General features: G+C 68.6%; 16 protein-coding genes and 2 pseudogenes. 7 read left to right on the top strand and 11 right to left on the bottom strand.

The window, feature by feature from the left end; genetic code table 11:
* Positions 1 to 223: 223 nt before the first annotated feature.
* Positions 224 to 889 carry a class I SAM-dependent methyltransferase gene (locus tag OG219_RS43265; RefSeq protein ID WP_266837896.1) on the bottom strand — a complete coding sequence of 222 codons (666 nt, stop codon included), beginning with the start codon at positions 887 to 889 and terminating at the stop codon, positions 224 to 226.
* Between the two features lie 72 nt (positions 890 to 961).
* On the opposite strand from OG219_RS43265, the gene OG219_RS43260 reads away from it, so the two are divergent.
* On the top strand, positions 962 to 1,846 hold the full coding sequence (locus OG219_RS43260) for an IS5 family transposase (RefSeq protein ID WP_266836492.1): 885 nt from the start codon (positions 962 to 964) through the stop codon (positions 1,844 to 1,846).
* Positions 1,847 to 1,865: 19 nt separating this feature from the next.
* Here the strand turns inward: OG219_RS43260 and OG219_RS43255 are convergent, their stop codons facing one another.
* Both OG219_RS43255 and OG219_RS43250 read right to left on the bottom strand, forming a co-directional pair.
* A complete protein-coding gene (locus OG219_RS43255) occupies positions 1,866 to 2,243 on the bottom strand; it encodes a toxin Doc (RefSeq protein ID WP_266836490.1) in 378 nt (125 codons plus the stop codon).
* Between the two features lie 4 nt (positions 2,244 to 2,247).
* Positions 2,248 to 2,496 (bottom strand): antitoxin MazE7, encoded by a 249-nt coding sequence (locus OG219_RS43250; RefSeq protein ID WP_266836488.1) that lies wholly within the window; start codon positions 2,494 to 2,496, stop codon positions 2,248 to 2,250.
* 78 nt (positions 2,497 to 2,574) lie between these two features.
* Between OG219_RS43250 and OG219_RS43245 the strand changes: the two genes are divergently transcribed.
* A complete protein-coding gene (locus OG219_RS43245) occupies positions 2,575 to 2,721 on the top strand; it encodes a hypothetical protein (RefSeq protein WP_266836486.1) in 147 nt (48 codons plus the stop codon).
* 228 nt (positions 2,722 to 2,949) lie between these two features.
* On the opposite strand, the gene tnpA is transcribed toward OG219_RS43245, so the two are convergent.
* Positions 2,950 to 3,375, bottom strand: coding sequence for an IS200/IS605 family transposase (gene tnpA, locus OG219_RS43240; RefSeq protein WP_266836484.1), 426 nt, complete (start codon positions 3,373 to 3,375; stop codon positions 2,950 to 2,952).
* A gap of 52 nt (positions 3,376 to 3,427) precedes the next feature.
* Between tnpA and OG219_RS43235 the strand changes: the two genes are divergently transcribed.
* Positions 3,428 to 4,558 (top strand): transposase, encoded by a 1,131-nt coding sequence (locus tag OG219_RS43235; protein WP_266836482.1) that lies wholly within the window; start codon positions 3,428 to 3,430, stop codon positions 4,556 to 4,558.
* 210 nt (positions 4,559 to 4,768) lie between these two features.
* Positions 4,769 to 5,611, top strand: coding sequence for a PhzF family phenazine biosynthesis protein (locus OG219_RS43230; RefSeq protein WP_266836480.1), 843 nt, complete (start codon positions 4,769 to 4,771; stop codon positions 5,609 to 5,611).
* A 101-nt stretch (positions 5,612 to 5,712) separates the two neighbouring features.
* Here the strand turns inward: OG219_RS43230 and OG219_RS43225 are convergent, their stop codons facing one another.
* Entirely contained in the window at positions 5,713 to 6,156 is a 444-nt protein-coding gene (locus OG219_RS43225; RefSeq protein WP_266836478.1) for an Lrp/AsnC family transcriptional regulator, read from the bottom strand.
* Positions 6,157 to 6,323: 167 nt separating this feature from the next.
* On the opposite strand from OG219_RS43225, the gene OG219_RS43220 reads away from it, so the two are divergent.
* Together OG219_RS43220 and OG219_RS43215 are read left to right on the top strand one after the other, a co-directional pair.
* Positions 6,324 to 7,514 (top strand): PLP-dependent aspartate aminotransferase family protein, encoded by a 1,191-nt coding sequence (locus OG219_RS43220; RefSeq protein ID WP_266836476.1) that lies wholly within the window; start codon positions 6,324 to 6,326, stop codon positions 7,512 to 7,514.
* A gap of 252 nt (positions 7,515 to 7,766) precedes the next feature.
* The gene (locus OG219_RS43215; protein WP_266836474.1) at positions 7,767 to 9,065 is read left to right on the top strand and encodes an amidohydrolase family protein; all 1,299 of its coding nucleotides are present in this window, start codon (positions 7,767 to 7,769) and stop codon (positions 9,063 to 9,065) included.
* Positions 9,066 to 9,325: 260 nt separating this feature from the next.
* Here the strand turns inward: OG219_RS43215 and OG219_RS43210 are convergent, their stop codons facing one another.
* From OG219_RS43210 to OG219_RS43185, 6 genes and pseudogenes are all read right to left on the bottom strand, one after another.
* Positions 9,326 to 10,105 carry a class I SAM-dependent methyltransferase gene (locus tag OG219_RS43210; RefSeq protein ID WP_266836472.1) on the bottom strand — a complete coding sequence of 260 codons (780 nt, stop codon included), beginning with the start codon at positions 10,103 to 10,105 and terminating at the stop codon, positions 9,326 to 9,328.
* Positions 10,106 to 10,182: 77 nt separating this feature from the next.
* Positions 10,183 to 10,455: pseudogene (locus OG219_RS43205) on the bottom strand (IS5/IS1182 family transposase); the annotation flags it as partial.
* A 203-nt stretch (positions 10,456 to 10,658) separates the two neighbouring features.
* Entirely contained in the window at positions 10,659 to 11,339 is a 681-nt protein-coding gene (locus OG219_RS43200; protein WP_266836470.1) for a hypothetical protein, read from the bottom strand.
* 11 nt (positions 11,340 to 11,350) lie between these two features.
* A complete protein-coding gene (locus OG219_RS43195) occupies positions 11,351 to 12,166 on the bottom strand; it encodes a hypothetical protein (RefSeq protein ID WP_266836468.1) in 816 nt (271 codons plus the stop codon).
* A 40-nt stretch (positions 12,167 to 12,206) separates the two neighbouring features.
* The gene (locus OG219_RS43190) at positions 12,207 to 13,991 is read right to left on the bottom strand and encodes a substrate-binding and VWA domain-containing protein (protein ID WP_266836466.1); all 1,785 of its coding nucleotides are present in this window, start codon (positions 13,989 to 13,991) and stop codon (positions 12,207 to 12,209) included.
* A 461-nt stretch (positions 13,992 to 14,452) separates the two neighbouring features.
* Positions 14,453 to 14,545: pseudogene (locus OG219_RS43185) on the bottom strand (VOC family protein); the annotation flags it as partial.
* Between the two features lie 273 nt (positions 14,546 to 14,818).
* On the opposite strand from OG219_RS43185, the gene OG219_RS43180 reads away from it, so the two are divergent.
* The gene (locus OG219_RS43180) at positions 14,819 to 15,757 is read left to right on the top strand and encodes a 2-hydroxyacid dehydrogenase (protein ID WP_266836464.1); all 939 of its coding nucleotides are present in this window, start codon (positions 14,819 to 14,821) and stop codon (positions 15,755 to 15,757) included.
* The last annotated feature ends 71 nt before the right edge of the window (positions 15,758 to 15,828 follow it).

Genomic DNA, 15,828 nt, shown 5'->3' with positions numbered 1-15,828 from the left:
GAGCAGGCAGTTTGTGGGACGAGTCTTAAGCGGCCATCTACGCAGCACGAGGTATTCGGAGTATGCAAGCACTGCCCGCCAAAGCTTCCTCACGGAGTCGGGGTGGGACAGGCCTTGTCCACGAGAACGGGCAGTGTTTTGACACCAGCATGGACGGTGCTCAAGGGCCCAGGCGGGCGGGGATGTTCACGAGCTTGGACAGCACTGAGAGTGCAGGTGGTACTTACCGGGGGACGGTCTGGGTGACGCGCCACAGCCGCCGGGGGAGGCCGCCTTCCTCGAACGCGGCGACCTCATCCAGGGTCCAGCTCTTGGCGAGGGCGTTGACGAGGTCACGGGGGAAGAAGTGCACGGCGAAGCCGCCGTGCTCCCAGATGTCGTCTCCGTGCCCGGTACCGAGCTGGTAGTGGGCGTCCTCGGTGTGGCGGACGGTGTAGACGAAGGCTCCGCCCGGCCGCAGTACCCGTCGCACCTCGGCGACCAGGGCGTGGATCTCCTGGGTGGACAGCGCCATGCAGAGCAGCATGTGGGCGAACACAGCATCCACTGAGGCGTCCGCGAGCGGTAGAGGCTCGCGGACGTCGTGCACCGCCGTGGTGAGCCGCCCGGCTACGCCTTGGGCCGCGGCGGCCTCGCGTAGCTGATCCAGACCGACCGGGCTGAAGTCGGTGGCCATGACGGAGAAGCCTTCGCGGGCGAAGTACAGCGCGTCACGGCCGTGGCCTGCACCCAGCTCCAGCACCTCGCGGGCATCGGCGGCCCGGAAGACGGCAGCGGCACGGATCGCCGGCTCGGACGGTTCCTCGCCGTACATGCCGGGATGCTCGCCGTAGGTCCGCTGCCAGTGCGCCCGCTGAACCTCGGCCAGCCCCTGCTCCGACTCCGACACCCTGACGCCCTCCTGGACCGGGCCGGTATCGAACAACCGGCGCACGTCAGGCCACCTTAGAGGGACCCCAGGTTGTCACCTCGCCCGCCCGCTGCCTCCTGGCGTGATCTGCCGGATGAGTTCGGCCCCTGGCAGAGCGCGTACGACCGCTTTCGGATCTGGACGGCCCAGGGTGCCTTCCAGCGTCTGATGGAGGCGGTGATCGCCGAGGCCGCCGCGCGCGGCCAGGTGGACCTGGGGCTGGTCAGCGTGGACTCGGCGACCGCCCGGGCCCATCACCACGCAGCCGGGATGGCCCTGGAACCGGAGCAGTTGGCCGCCCTGGAAATGGCCTTCGAGGCCGAAGAAAAGGGGGTGCTGCGGAGGGACAGGAGCCGCAGAACGGACAAGCCGAGGGCGACCGACCCGGGCGCCGAGCGCCGATGTGTCCGCCGACGGCACCGGGCCCGCCTAAGAGCCGCAGAACTGGGGCGTTCCCGGGGCGGGCTGACCAGCAAGATCCATCTTGCGGCCGACCAGCGCTGCCGCCCGCTGGCGTTCGTCCTCACGCCCGGCCAAGCCGGCGACAGCCCGCAGTTCGTTCCGGTCCTGGAGCGTGTGAAGGTGCGCGGGCCGGTCGGGCGTCCCTGGGCCAGGCCGGACGCGGTGGCCGGCGACAAAGCGTACTCTTCCCGTGGCAACGGCCGTTACCTGCGGCGACGCGGGATCCGGGGAGTGATCCTGGAGAAGGCCGACCAGGCCGCCAGCCGTAAGAAGCGCAGCTCGAAGGCCGGTCGGCCGCTCGGCCACGACACGGAGCTCTACAAGGAACGCAACACCGTGGAGAGGTGCATCAACCGGCTGCGGAACTGGCGGGGCATCGCCTTCCGCTTCGACAAGACCTCGGAGAGCTATACGGCCGGGCTGCACCTGCGCGGTGCAATGCTCTGGTTCCGCAGCATCGCATCGCATTCATGACACGAACCCCAGACAGGACCTAGGCCTGGCGCCAGGAGCGGATCCGCTCGGCAATTGCATATGAGTCCAGGCGCAGGCTGCGGATTTCGTTGATCAGATCGCGCCACGGTTCGTAGGTTGTGTCGACGCGTTCACCGGAGGCCTCCAGGTACGCGAGGGCGACTCCATAGCCGTACGCCTCGTTTCGGGCCGGGAGCGGTCGTAGCAAGACGCACTCCTCCAAGAACACCGCGGCCCGCCAACAGGCGTCCGGGTGACTCTGGTCGAGTCGCGGCGGATCAACCTTGTGGCGGGCTGCCATGCCCACGAGCACACTGAGATCGTTCACGGTCAGGTCTGTGCGGAGGATGTCTTCCTGGCGGGCCAGGAGCCATCGGTAGTCGACGAGCAGGTCCACAGGGTCAGGCCGCCCGCGGAGTCTTGTGGGCGGTCGTCGGCGGAAGTCCGCCGAAGTCGGCGTCGAAGCGGTCCAGGACGCCAGGTGCCATGAGGCGGCGGAACGCAGCCGTGGCGGTGTCGAGCTGTTTCTCGTGTTCCTTCTCCGCGGCCACCTTGGCGAGGTAGTCCTTCATGGACATGTGCTCGCTGTCGGCCAAGGCCTTGAGCCTGTCCCTGGTGGTGTCGTCAATCTTGACACTGGTGTCTGCCATGGTTTCGAGTATGCCGCTCGGCATACCGATCTGGCTACCGTCTTCCGTTCTGTGCCCATGACTGCTTGAGCCCTGAACATGAGGTTGCTGCGCGGCACCCGCATGCCCGGACGCCTCACCGTCTGGAACCGGGATCGCCCACTTCCCGACCACACCCTGTGCGACCTCAACCCCAGCTGCACCTTCGTCGGCGGCCTCCTGGTCACACCCACCGGCACCCGGTAAGCGGGACGTGGCGGGTGTCGGGACCGACCTCGTGGCTACCGCGGGCGCAAGCGCCTGCAGTAGCCGACTGCAAGCGGCTTGTCCTGGACCACTACGGGTGTACGCCTCGTCCTCAATTCAGGCTTCAACATGATCTAGCCAGGAATCCCGGCTCTTCAGGGCTCGGGAGGAATGGCTTCTCTGGGCTGCTCTGACCCGCGCCGGAGGCACGGGTCCGCACTGTCTGCCTCAATCGCGGCGTTTCTGGCTCTCGATGTACTCCTTCACCACAGCGAGGGGTGCGCCGCCGGCGGACGCTGCGAAGTACGAGGGTGACCAGAAGTGCGCGCCCCACAGGTACTTGTGGATGTGATCGGCGTACTCCTTGCGCAGGTAGTGCGCGGAGACGCCCTTGAGCGAGCCGACCGGGGCGGACAGTTTGACCTGTGGCGGGTAGTGGATGAGTAGGTGCACGTGATCGCGTTCGCCGTTGAACTCGCGCAGCTCGGCGTTCGCCTTGGCGCAGACCTCCCGCATCATCTCCTCGCAGCGGGTCAGGATCTCGGTGAAGACGCCACGCCGGTGTTTCGGTACGAGGACCAGATGCGTGTGGAGGGTGGAGGCAACGCTACGGCCCCTGCGGATATCGGGGTGTGGTTCCCCTCGTGGTGACATTGGACGCGAAGCTAGAGTGGCTTGCGTGAAGATCGTCGTACAGGTTCGTCTCATGCCAACGCCCGAGACGGCGTTGGCACTTGAGTGCACCCTGCATGCCTGCAACGACGCGGCGAACTGGCTCTCGGGCCAGGCCCACGAGCGGGGTGAGACCTCGCGCAAGGTGTTGCAGGGCTTCGCCTACCGGGACCTGAAAGGCCGGGGGCTGTCGGCGCAACCGGCGCTGCATGTGCTGCGGAAGGTCGCCGACGCCTACACGACGTTGAGGGCGAACATCCGCAACGGGAACCTCGGCGAGGAAGGCTCCAAGCGCCGCCACAAGGCCGAGTCGAAGCCCGTCACCTTCCGGCCGGATGCGGCGCAGCCGTACGACGATCGCTGTCTCAGCTGGCAGATTGACGAGCAGACGGTAAGCATCTGGACCACCGCCGGACGTCTCCGGGGTGTGCGGTTCACCTGCTCCGAGCAGGCCCGCAAGCTCCTTGCCGGGCACCGCAAAGGCGAGAGTGATCTCGTCCACCGTGACGGAATGTGGTTGCTGATCGCCACCTGCGAGGTGCCCGAGGCCGAGCGGTATGAGCCCGATGGTTTCATCGGCGTGGACCTCGGCATTGCCAACATCGCCACCACCAGCACGGGTTACCGAGCGGCCGGGCGGGATCTGAACAGGCACCGTAAGCGGCACCGTGATCTGCGCCGCAAACTCCAGGCCAAGCGCACCCAGTCCGCCAAGCGCCGCCTGAAGAACCGGCGCCGCAAGGAACAGCGGCACGCCGCGAACGTCAACCACATCATCTCGAAGAAGATCGTGACCGAGGCTGAACGCACCTCGTCCGGTATCGCCCTGGAAGACCTGGGCCGCATCCGGCAGAGGGTACGGCTGAGGAAGCCCCAACGGGTCACGCTCCACTCCTGGGCCTTCGCCCAGCTCGGCGCGTTCGTCGCGTACAAGGCGCAGCGGGCCGGCGTCCCACTGGTGTACGTCGATCCGGCGTACACCAGCCAGGAATGCGCCGAGTGCCATCACATCGAGAAGAAGAACCGGGTCGACCAGGCCCTCTTTGTCTGCCGGGGGTGCGGGGTCGTTGCCCACGCCGACCGGAATGCTTCCCACGTGATCGGCCAACGCGGCGAGATCGTGTGGAATGCGGGGCGTGAGTCACGCGTCCCTGCCACCCCATAGGGGTGTCTGGACGGAGGGGCCACCCCAGCAGCCAGTTGGGCACTACCTCCAAACCCGGCCCTTCAGGGCCAGGTCAAGTTGACTCAGTCCACTTTGCCGTGACTGGCCCTGTCCTGGCTGTGCGGGCGCCCGTTGGGATGGACCTGTTTCCGCCGACGGGTGGGACGTGCAGAATCCGCTGCAGCCGCCGCTGAAAGGTCCTCGATGACGATGCCGCGCACACGCTCGTTCGTGCAGGTCGATGTGTTTTTCACGAGTCCGTATTCCGGCAACCCGGTCGCGGTCGTTCTGGACGGGACGGACCTGAGCGACGAGGAGATGCAGCGCCTGGCGCGTTGGACGAATCTGTCCGAGACCACGTTCGTGCTGCCCCCCACCGTCCCGGAGGCGGACTACCGGCTGCGGATCTTCACTCCGCACGGTGAGCTGCCGTTCGCCGGGCACCCCACCCTCGGCTCCGCGCACGCCTGGCTGGACGGTGGCGGCAAGCCGCAGGACGGCGACCGTGTCGTGCAGGAGTGCGCCGCAGGACTGGTGACCGTGCGCCGTGGCGAGGGCACTCTGTCCTTTGCCGCCCCTCCCCGTGTGCGTGACGGCGCGGTCGACGACGAGTATCTGAACCAGATCGTGGCCGCGTTCGGCATCACACGCGACCGTGTCCTCGCCCACCAATGGGTCGACAACGGACCCGGCTGGGCCGTGGTTCAGTTGTCCACGGCCGAGGAGGTCCTCGCCCTCGAACCCGACCTCTCCCTCATCCCGGACGCGATGGTCGGCGCAATCGGGGCCTACCCCCACGGGTCGCCGCACGACTTCGAGACGCGCACCTTCGCCCCGGGCGTCGGCGTGCCCGAAGACCCCGCGTGCGGCAGCATGAACGCCGCCGTCGGTCAGTGGCTCACCTCCACCGGCGCCGCACCCTCCTCCTACCGGGTCTCACAGGGCACGAGACTGGGCCGGGCCGCGAGCATCGAGATCACCGCCGATGCGGACGGCACCGTCTGGGTCAGCGGCGCCGCCACCGTCTGCATCCGCGGCACCATCACTCTCTGACCGCCCCAGCCCCAACTGCCCGCGCTCGCACAGCAGTTGTCGGAGCGCGGGCGGCTACGGGGTGATCAATGCGCCGGACCACCGGTGTCGGGACGGGACCGTCATGTGGTGTCGGCCGAGAGCGTCTTCATGGTGACGTAGCTGGTCACCGTGGCCACGCCGGGCAGGCTGGCCAACTGGTTGGCGTGGAAGTCCTCGTAGGCGGGCAGGTCGGCCACCTCGACCTGGAGCAGATAGTCGAAGTTGCCGGTGATGTGGTGGCTGTGGACCACCTCGGGCAGCCGGGTGACCGCACTCTCGAATGCGACCACATCCGCGCGGGTGTGGCGCATCAGCCGGACACCCGCGAACACTCGCAGGCTGCGGCCGACCGCAGCGGGATCGATCAGGGCCCGGTAGCCGCGGATGACCCCGGCCTCCTCCAGCTGACGTACGCGCCGCAAACAGGGTGACGGTGACAGCCCGACCCGGGCGGCGAGCTCGGCGTTGCTGATGCGGCCGTGCTGTTCGAGTACGGCCAGAATCGATCGGTCCACCTCATCCATGGTGGCAGATTATTGCTCCCAGGGCGTGCCTACCACAATCGTGCGCCTGCTCTGAGCGCAATTTGCTGCCAAAATTGCTGAGATCCGGTCACATCCGACCGCCGGTCGGCCACGCTTCATGGAGTCACACCCCATGAGTCACACCGACGGTCCACGGAAGGGCAGCCATGCCGGGCAAGAGCACCATCACCGTTCACGCCGATCGCGAAGTCCATCCGAGCCGTGCCGTCGCGCCGCCCATCTATCAGACAGCGGCGTTCTGGGCCGAGGACGGGGAGACGTTCGCGCAGGGCGCCGTCGCCCCGCGGGGCAAGGACTTCTACACCCGCTTCGGCAACCCGAACCACGCACAGGTCGCGGCCGTCGTCGCCGAACTGGAGGGCACCGAGGCGGCCATGGTCACCGCGTCCGGGATGGCCGCGCTCACCACGGCCGTGCTGGCCCTGGTGTCCGCCGGTGACCACGTCATCGGGCAGAAGTCCACCTACGGGGGTACGGCGTCGGTGCTGCTGAACCTGCTGCCGCGCCTCGGCGTGTCGACCACCCTGGTGGACCAGACCGATCCGGAGGCGTTTGCGAAGGCACTGACCCCGCAGACCCGCCTGATCCTGGTGGAATCCCCGAGCAATCCGCTGCTGCAGATCACCGACCTGCGCGCCGTCGCGGACCTGGCCCGCGCGCACGACGTGCTCACCATGGCGGACAACACCTTCGCCACTCCGCTGAACCAGCGACCGGCGGACTACGGCATCGATCTGGTCTGGCACAGCGCGACCAAGTACCTCAACGGCCATTCCGATGTCTCGGCCGGAGTACTGGCCGGGCGGGCCGAGATCCTGGACCGGATCTGGGACGTCGGTCTGCTCACCGGTGCCACGCTCGGCCCGATCGACGCGTGGCTGCTGCTGCGCGGCATGCGCACCCTGCCGCTGCGTGTGCCGCGGCACAACGCCAACGGCCTGGCGCTCGCCGAGGCGCTGAACGCGCATCCGGCGGTGGCGAAGGTGCACTATCCCGGCCTGGCGACCCATCCCCAGCACCAACTGGCCGCCGAGCAGATGAGTGGCTTCGGCGGGGTGCTCGGCATCGAGTTCGCGGGTGGTTTCGAGATGGCCGACGCCTTCCTCGGCCGGCTGCGCTACGCCCGCCGGTCGGCCAGCCTCGGCGGTGTGGAATCGCTGGCCGTCCATCCGGCGTCCATGTGGCGCGGGATGCTCAGCGAGGAACAGATAGCGGAATCGGTACCGCTGGGCCTGGTCCGGCTGGCAGCGGGCACGGAGGACACGGCCGACCTGGTCGCCGACGCGCTCGCCGCGGCTGACGCGGTGCCGGCCGAGGCCGAGGCCGTGACCGTCTGATCGGCGCGGGGTTTCATCGCAGCCGCCCAGCTGGGGATGCGTCGGCGGCTACCTGCGGCAGTAGACCCTGAGCGCCCGTGACATGAACGCGCGCGGCTGATCTGCGCGCCTGCGGCTGCCCCGCTGACCCGCTCACCTGCGTGTCGGTGACTGATCGGTACGGCCGCGAACGGAGCCGCAACGGCCGCCACAACACGATCTTGAACAATCCGGATCTTGAACAATCCGAAAGCGTCTGTGAAGGAGTTCCCGATGAAGACCCTGCTCACTGGCGGCACCGTGGTCAGCATGGACCCGGCTGTCGGCGATTTCGACCGCGGTGACGTGCTGATCGAGGACGGCGTGATCGTGGAGGTGGCCGAGCGCGTCGACGCGCCGGACGCCGAGGTGATCGACGCGACCGACCGGATCGTCATGCCCGGCTTCGTCGACAACCACCGCCACACCTGGCAGACCGCGTTCCGAGGCGTCGGCGCGGACTGGACGTTCCCCGAGTGGGCGGTGGCCATGCACGGTACGGTCAAGCCCCACTACCAGCCCGAGGACGTCTATGCGGGCACCCTGCTCGGCCGTCTGGAGGCCCTGCACTCCGGCGTGACCACGATGTTGGACTGGTACCACGTCGCGCAGACCCACGAGCACGAGGACGCCGCCGTCGCCGCGCTGCGAGACGCGCCGGGCCGGTCGATCTTCTGCCTCGGTGCCGGATGGGGCACCGCCGACCCCGTCGACGCCGACATCCGCCGCGTCCGCTCCGACCTGGCCGGAGACGGCCTGGTCACCATGGCGCTGGGGCTGCGCGGACCCGAGGACACGAGCATGGACACCGTCGCCCGGGAGCTGAAGCTCGCGGCCGAACTCGGCCTGCGCACCAGCCTGCACATCGCCTCCGACGGGACACAGCGCCCGGTCGCCGATCTGCGCGAGCACGGTCTGCTGCGGGACACCACCACGTTCGTGCACGCCAACGGGATCAGCGACGAAGAGCTGCGGATGCTCGCCGACGCGGGCAGTTCGCTGTCGATCAGCCCGGACGTCGAGCTGAAGATGGGGTTCGGATCGCCGATGACCGGCCGGGCGCTGGCCGCCGGCCTGCGCCCGACGCTGTCCATCGACGACGTCCCGTCGGTCGGCGGCGACATGTTCTCCACGATGCGTACCGCCTTCGCCGTCCAGCGCGGCCTGGACGGCGGCCTGCGCTCCCGGGACCTGCTGGAGTTCGCCACCGTCGATGCCGCCCGATCGTGCGGCATCGACGCCCGAACGGGCAGCATCACGCCCGGCAAGGACGCCGACGTCATCCTTCTGCGCGCCGACGACCTGACCGTGTTCCCGGTCACCGACCCGGTCGCCACCATCGTCAGCGCCGGCCATCCCGGCCTGGTGGACACCGTCCTCGTCGCCGGCCGCGTGGCCAAACGCGACGGCGTACTGGTGGGCGTGGACTTGGCGGCGCTGAGAACCCGACTGGCCGCATCACGCAACCGGATCGCGGCGGCCGCCGGCATTCCGCTCGACGGCACATGGCACCCACGGCCGGAATCGGAATAGCCGCACGTTGTTGGACGAGACACCTCCATCGTGTCGCAACTTGCCTGGTGGCACGAGAGAACGGGCGACCGAGACGGAGCCGATCAATATGTCACATGGTGCGCAGAAGCCGGAAATACTTTTGCCCTGCGGAAGCTGACCGAGCAGCGGGAGGTTCAAAGACACTCACTCACAAAGATTGTCGAAGCGGTCGTTCCCGCACCAGCCGGAGGCACTTCGCAGGTGAGCAAGCCGTCAGGCTCGGGCGTCGACGTGATGCTTCACAGCCGCCGGACGCGCAGCACCCCTGTCCGCATCGGGAGAGTGAACTCGCCTCGGGCGGTCTCCGGTCGACTCGCGAGGAAAGCGCGGATCCGGCCGAGCGTGGCCTCGCGTTCCTGTTCTGGCATGCCCAGCAACCCCGCGCGCGTCGCAAGAGTCGCGACGAGAGAGTCGGCGGTGCGGCGCTGCCCGTGCGGGAACTCCGCCTGCGCCGGCGAGCCGAACCGAGCGGGTACGTCATTCTTTGGAAGGTGCATGTCTGCCGTCGCAGCGCGCCAACTGGCGGGCGTGTCACGCGGGCCGATGGCCGCGCTCCCGCTGACCCGCGCAAGCCCGGAAACCCACTCGACCCCATCGTCCAGGACGTTCCAAAGACCGGCCAGGATGCCGCCGGGTGCGAGGACCCTCGCGATCTCGGGTCCCGCGACGGTCATGTCGAACCAATGCATGGCGTTGCCGGCCAGCACGGCGTCAACGGACGAGTCCGGCAGCGGAATCGCCTCGGCACTGCCCGAGAGGGCACGGACCCCCGGCAGCGGGCGGCGCAACTCAGTCAGCATCGCCGAATCGGGCTCGACCGCGATGACTTCGGCACCCAGTGCAACCAACGTGGCGGTCAGCTTGCCGGTTCCGGCCCCGAGGTCGAGCACGCGCGGGCCGGACGCGGGCTCAAGCGCCCAGCGCACCGCGGCCTGCGCGTAGTCCGGACGGTGCTCGGCGTAGGCGACGGCGGCCGCGCCGAACGACGAGGCATGAAGCAGCCGCTCATCCTGATCCATCCCGCTACCGTATCGATGCTGCTGGCGGTCGGAAACCCTGCCTCACCGCTGCGGCGGCGGCCGCACGATACCGTTCTGAGTGAGGGCGAGAGCCGCAGCAGTCGTCCGGCCGGGGCGGTCACCACCTGCACGTTCACTCCGTGCCGACGGTGCTTGTGGGAGTGGTCGGCCTGGCTGTCGCCGACCTGGTCGCACTCCGCGAGTGTGCCGTTGAGCAGGACGTAGTGGGGTCGGCTTCTCGCAGGGCACGCAGCAGTCCGGGCGCTCGGTCGGCGAGCAGATTGATGACGGCCGACGCGCAGGCGTGTGCGGTTCCGGCGGTGGTCACCGTCGCGGGTGACGACGAGCATGGTGACCCAGTCGGCCAGGGCGTGCGGCAGGTCGAGTCGAGTTCGGCAGAGTACGGAACCAACGCGGCTTCTATGCCTGTGGGTTGAGACTTGAACACCTCTTCCAACGGCACAGGAGCCTGGTGCGTTGCGCACCCCGTCGGCGTCCCCCGATCAATGGCCGCGCTGACAACCCTCAGTTACTCGGCCCGGCGCGACACTCATCACGTGTCGCGAGGCCATGCCGCCGCCGTGGCGGCGCAGGCAAGGGCATGGACGGTGGCGAGGGCCGCGAAGGCGGTGATGCCGGGTTTCACGTCGGTGTCGTTCAGGCGTTCGGTGGCGATGGGCGGGGCCCAGCCGTCCGGGACCACCGAGACGCTGATGACGGCACCGGGGAGGGCGCGTGTCCGTGGTCCGAACCGCATCCAGCCGAGGTCACGCTCGGTCTCCGCCTCGGCGAGGTGGTAGCGGGTGAGCCCGGTGTCCTCCTCCTCGTCGCTGTCGATGGAGGGCTTGGTCTCGATGACGCGGGCCAGGGTCGGCCGGCCGGAGAGATCGTGGAGGGGCCAAGAGGCCAACCATGGAGCCGTGATGAGCAGAGCGGCGGCGGTGAGTCCGGGCAGGGCGGTCAGGTGCTCACGTACGTCGTCCCACCCGTACCAGGAACCGGCGGTTGTCACGGCCATGGCGAACGAGGCAACCGCGAGAAGCGCGCAGACCAGCACCCATCGAACTCCTTGGTTGCGCGAGCCGAAGAGGACCGCGACAGGTATGACGGCCAGGGACCACAGCATCACAGCTACGAAGCGGCCTTTCCCCTCCAGGCTCCACCACATCGCGTCGACCGCTTCGACGGCCAGACCCACAAGTATCGCGACCACGATGCGGCCTCTTCCGGGCATGCGCGGCCTCCTCAGTCCGGTGGTTCGTCGGCTGTGCCGTGCAGTGAGCGGGTGACCTCGTCGAGGGTGTCGAGTCCGGCCTGTACGGCTTCGAGTTCGTGGTCGAGGGCGGTCAGGTCCGTCGGGACGGCGGAGGCGTCCGTCGCGGCCTGGAGCGACAGCAGCATGGCGCCGCGCTCCGCTGCGGCTTCCAGGCGCAGGGCGGTGGCCTCCATCGTGGTGATCAGGAGTTGGCGCAGTTCGGTCAGGCGCTTCAGGGTCGCGGCGCGTTGGCCCGTGGCGCGGGCGGCGTCCTGTTTGGCCCGCCTGAGCGGGCCGTCGGGGAGGGCTCGGGCCTCCTTCTCCAGGCGTTCCCGCTCGCGGTCCAGGTCGTGGTGGTCGGTGGATGTGCCGCTGGTGTCGATGACGCGGACCGCCTCGGCCGCCGTGGTCAGCCGGTCGGCCGCGGCCCGTACGGAGGTCGCCGCCGTTGCCAGCGCGGGCCAGAGCGAGGCTTTGGGGCTCTGCCGGCACTGGTTCTCCAGCCGGTCGGCGGCCGCCGCCGCGCGGGTCAGCCATCGGGCTGCGTCGGCGGGCGGTTGGGACGATGTGTCCGCCGGCCGGTCCGCGTTCGGGGAGTCGGGCCGGCCCGTCGCGGGCCTCGCGGATGCCGATGGTGCGGGGCGGGTGAGTCGGCCGGTGATTGCGTGCGCTGCCCATACGAGGCCACCGACACCCGCGCCGACGGGCACGGCGGCGGCTGCCGAGGCACCGGCAAGGAGGGCCGTGACACCGCCCGCGACGGCGAACAGCCCGACCGCGGCGGCGGGAAGGAGACGGCTGCCCATCGTGTCCTCTCTGTCTGCACTGCCCATCGGGTCCGAACCGTCAGAAGTTGCTGATGACGGAGACCATCACCTTGTCGATGACCGCCGGGTCGCGGGCGTCGTAGGAGGTGGCCTTGGTTGCGGCGGCGATCTTCGTGAGCGTGCCGAAGTCGGCCTGGTCGCTGAAGGCGACGGTGAAGACGCGTACGGAGCGCTCCAGTTGGCCGGCGTCGAGGTCCCCCAGAAGTGCGTCGAGGTCGTTGTCCGGCGGATACTCGTTCCTGCCGTCGGTCAGTACGACGACCGCGTTGATGCGGTCGGTGTCCAGATCGGCCAGCATCGCCTGCTGGGCGGCGCGCACGGTGGCGTAGAGGGCGGTGCCGCCTTCGGCGTTGAGTCCGTTGATGGCGTCGGTGAGCCGCTGTTCGTTGTCGCGGATGGGGCCGGGCGGCACGATCTGCCGGTAGGGCTCGGGGTGGTCGCCGGTCTCGGTGGAGAACGCCCACAGGCCGACCTCGTCGTCGGGGTGATAGAGGCCGAGCGTGTCGGCGGCGGCCTTCTTGGCCGCCTCCAGCCGGCTCTGGCCGCCGCCCGCGGCCTGGTTCATCGATCCCGAGACGTCCATGACGAGCAGCACCCGGGCCTTCTTGCGCAGTTCGTCCCAGCTGTCCAGGATCGCCTCCAGCACCTCGGGCGCGGGCGGGTCGATCAGGGACAGGTCCCGCTCGCTCTGCTCGGACAGGCTGACCGAGCGGGCGAGTTCACTGCCGGCGTTGCCTTCGTGGTCGCGGAATCCGGTCTGCTGGAAGCGCCGCTGCTGAGCATCCGCCAGCAGGAAGGTGCGGAAGTCGGCGGCTGCGGCCCGCTGTTCCTTGGAGGCCGTGGGCAGCACCACGAAGGGGTGGTCGAACATCAGCGTGCCGTCGGCCGGGTGCACGGCCACCAGAGGCACCTGCGGCTTCTTGCCCTTGCCGATCCGTTCGGTCTCGCCCGTGGGGCTGCCCTGGTTGTACAGGTGGATCAACTGCTCCTGTACGGCGATGGCGCTGGCGTACGACAGAGCCTGCCCGTCGGCGTCCGCCTCGGCGAGGTTGGCCATGTAAGCGGTCGCGTCGGAGGCGTAGTGGAGGACCCCGGCCTCGACGCCCGACACGAACCGCCGGGTCTTCGCGTCCTTGACCTCGTCAACGGTCAGGTCGCTGGAGCGGCCGGTGGCGGCGTAGAAGGTGGCCAGGGTCGCGGCCAGGCCGGAGGTGGAGGTGTGCGGGTTGTCCTTACCCAGGCTGAAGCGGCCCCACTCGGGCCGGCCGACCGAGGCCCAGCCCTTGGTCGTCAGCGACAGCACGTCCCGCCAGCCGATCGGTTTCTCCGGCCAGCCGAGCGCCTCCGCCATGGGGCGGGGCATGGCGATCGCCAGCGGGCTCGTGGCGAGTGAGAGCGGCTTCTCGTCGGTGAGGAGTGTGCGGTCGGCGGCGGTCGCGTCGCGCTGGAGGAGCGTCAGCCACAGCGAGGAGGACGGCGTCCACACCTGCGGTTCCGGCGCGCCGTCGCGCTGCTCCTCCCACCCCTGGGCCAGGGCGTCCTTGGCGACGCCGGAACTCGTCTCCGACACCGTCACCCGGGCGCACCCTCCGCCCGCGAGTTCACGCCCGGATTCGTTGTACTCCTCGGCCAGTTCGGCGAGCAGATCGCCCTTCTCCGTCGAGGAGTTCACCTCCAGCCGCACCGCGCAGTCGCTTCCCGACGACCCGCCGACGGACACGCGCATCACCACGCCGACGGCCACGAGCAGCGCCAGCCCCACCCCGATCGCCACAAGTATCGGTAGCCTGCGTACGTTCCTCATGACACCCCCCGTTTCCTTCGGCTCTTCACTTCTCAGGCGGTCGTCCCCGCGCCCCACGTCGCCCCCGCGACCCCGGCCGAGAGTCCGGGCAGTTCGTTCGGCACGTCCCGAACCGTTTCCCCCGGGCTCTCTACACGTGGCGAGCCGGCCAGGCTCCTCGGCATCGCGGTCTGTGGCTCCTCGCTGGTCCGCCCGTCACCCTGTGCCGCGGCGTCCCTTGTGGCCACGCCGTTGAGGTTCCGTCCGCCGTCTCCACGTCCTCCGAGGTTCTTCACGCCGTCCCCCCGCAATCTCCGCAGCATGCATATGACAAGATGCCCGTCCTCGCGCCGTCTACACAGCGAGTTTCACTGTCAACAGCCCTTCCAGCAAAGGATGTTGAAGCCCTAAGCCCGCTTGGCGTCCCGTTGCCCGGCGGCACCTCGCATCTCACTTCGCTCGCTCGCTGCCGGTGGCGCGCCCGAGCGCGCACCTTCCTCGGTGAGCTTGCCGAGCCGGTCGACGGTCTTGCCGTCCTTCCGGAACATGCCGCCTTCCATGTCCTCGCCCTGGCCCATGGATTCCTACTCTCAATGGTTCCCTTCCATCGATCCTTCTCGGTCATCGGGAGGATCGACCTATCGGAATACCAAGGCCACTCCGAACGAAATCACCACAGTTCGTCAGTCGTGCTTAACAATCATGAACGCAACAAACAGGCGCGGCAGCTTGATAACCTCGAATGGACGCCCCGACGCTTCGGTCATCTGCGGTGGAGCAGGCCCCGCACGGGCAGGCACACGACCAGAGCGGAACCCGCTGCCGGACCGAAGGTAAAACGCACCAACGTGACATCAATATCCCGGCAGGTATGGTTACCGGCCCAATTCACCAGTTTCTCCGGCCTGCCGGAAGGACTGCGATACGCCCGCTGGGACGGCGGTTCGGCCTTTCCGTCGGATCCGGCGGAAGTGGAGTTCTACGTACCCCCGTTGGTTCAGGACGTCGACATCATCAGCAGACCGCTCGGCCGGATGACCAGCCTCAGAGCCGTCCAGGCCCTCAGCTCCGGGACCGACGAGTTATGTGCGCGGTTGCGACGTCTGCCGGGCAACGTGAAACTGTGCAACGCCAAAGGGGTGCACGCCCGGAGCACGGCGGAGCTTGCCCTGGCCCTGATACTCGCCTCACTACGAGGAATACCGGAGTTCACCCACGCTCAGGACCTCCGATTATGGAAGCCCGAGGTGTTCCCCTCTCTGCACGGGTGTTCGGTGCTCATCGTGGGCTACGGCGCCCTCGGATCCGCTCTGGAAGATCTCGTCGTGCCGTTCGGGTGCGCCGTGACGCGCGTCGCGCGCACCGCCCGGCCATCTCCCCGGGGGCCCGTGCACGCCGTGTCCCACCTTCCTGACCTCATCGCGGGTGCCGACGTGGTCGTGCTGGCGACCGAACTGACCCCCGCGACCCGCCGTTTGGCCGGCGCGGACCTCCTGGCACGAATGCGGGACGGAGCGCTGCTTGTGAACGTGGCAAGAGGGGCGGTCATCGATACCGCCGCATTGTTGGAAGAAGTACGCGGTGGCCGGATCCGCGCAGCGCTGGACGTGACGGATCCGGAACCGCTGCCCGCTGGACATCCGCTCTGGGAAACACCCGGCGTCCTCATCACTCCGCACATCGGCGCATTCACCCCGACGATGTGGCCCCGCCTTGAACAGCTGATCCGCAGACAACTCGAGCGGTTCGCCGCAAACGAGGAGTTGGACAACGCGGTGGCCTACTGACGCCGGGAAGCACGCCGTCGTACGGCCCCCTCGCATTCACGCCACCACCGGGGCGGGAATCACTGAAGAAG

Origin of the sequence: Streptomyces sp. NBC_00038 (assembly GCF_026343635.1) — a bacterium.
Classification (GTDB): Bacteria; Actinomycetota; Actinomycetes; order Streptomycetales; family Streptomycetaceae; genus Streptomyces.
The sequence above is the reverse complement of the archived record's forward strand: the minus strand, read 5'-3'. Positions and strand labels throughout refer to the sequence as shown.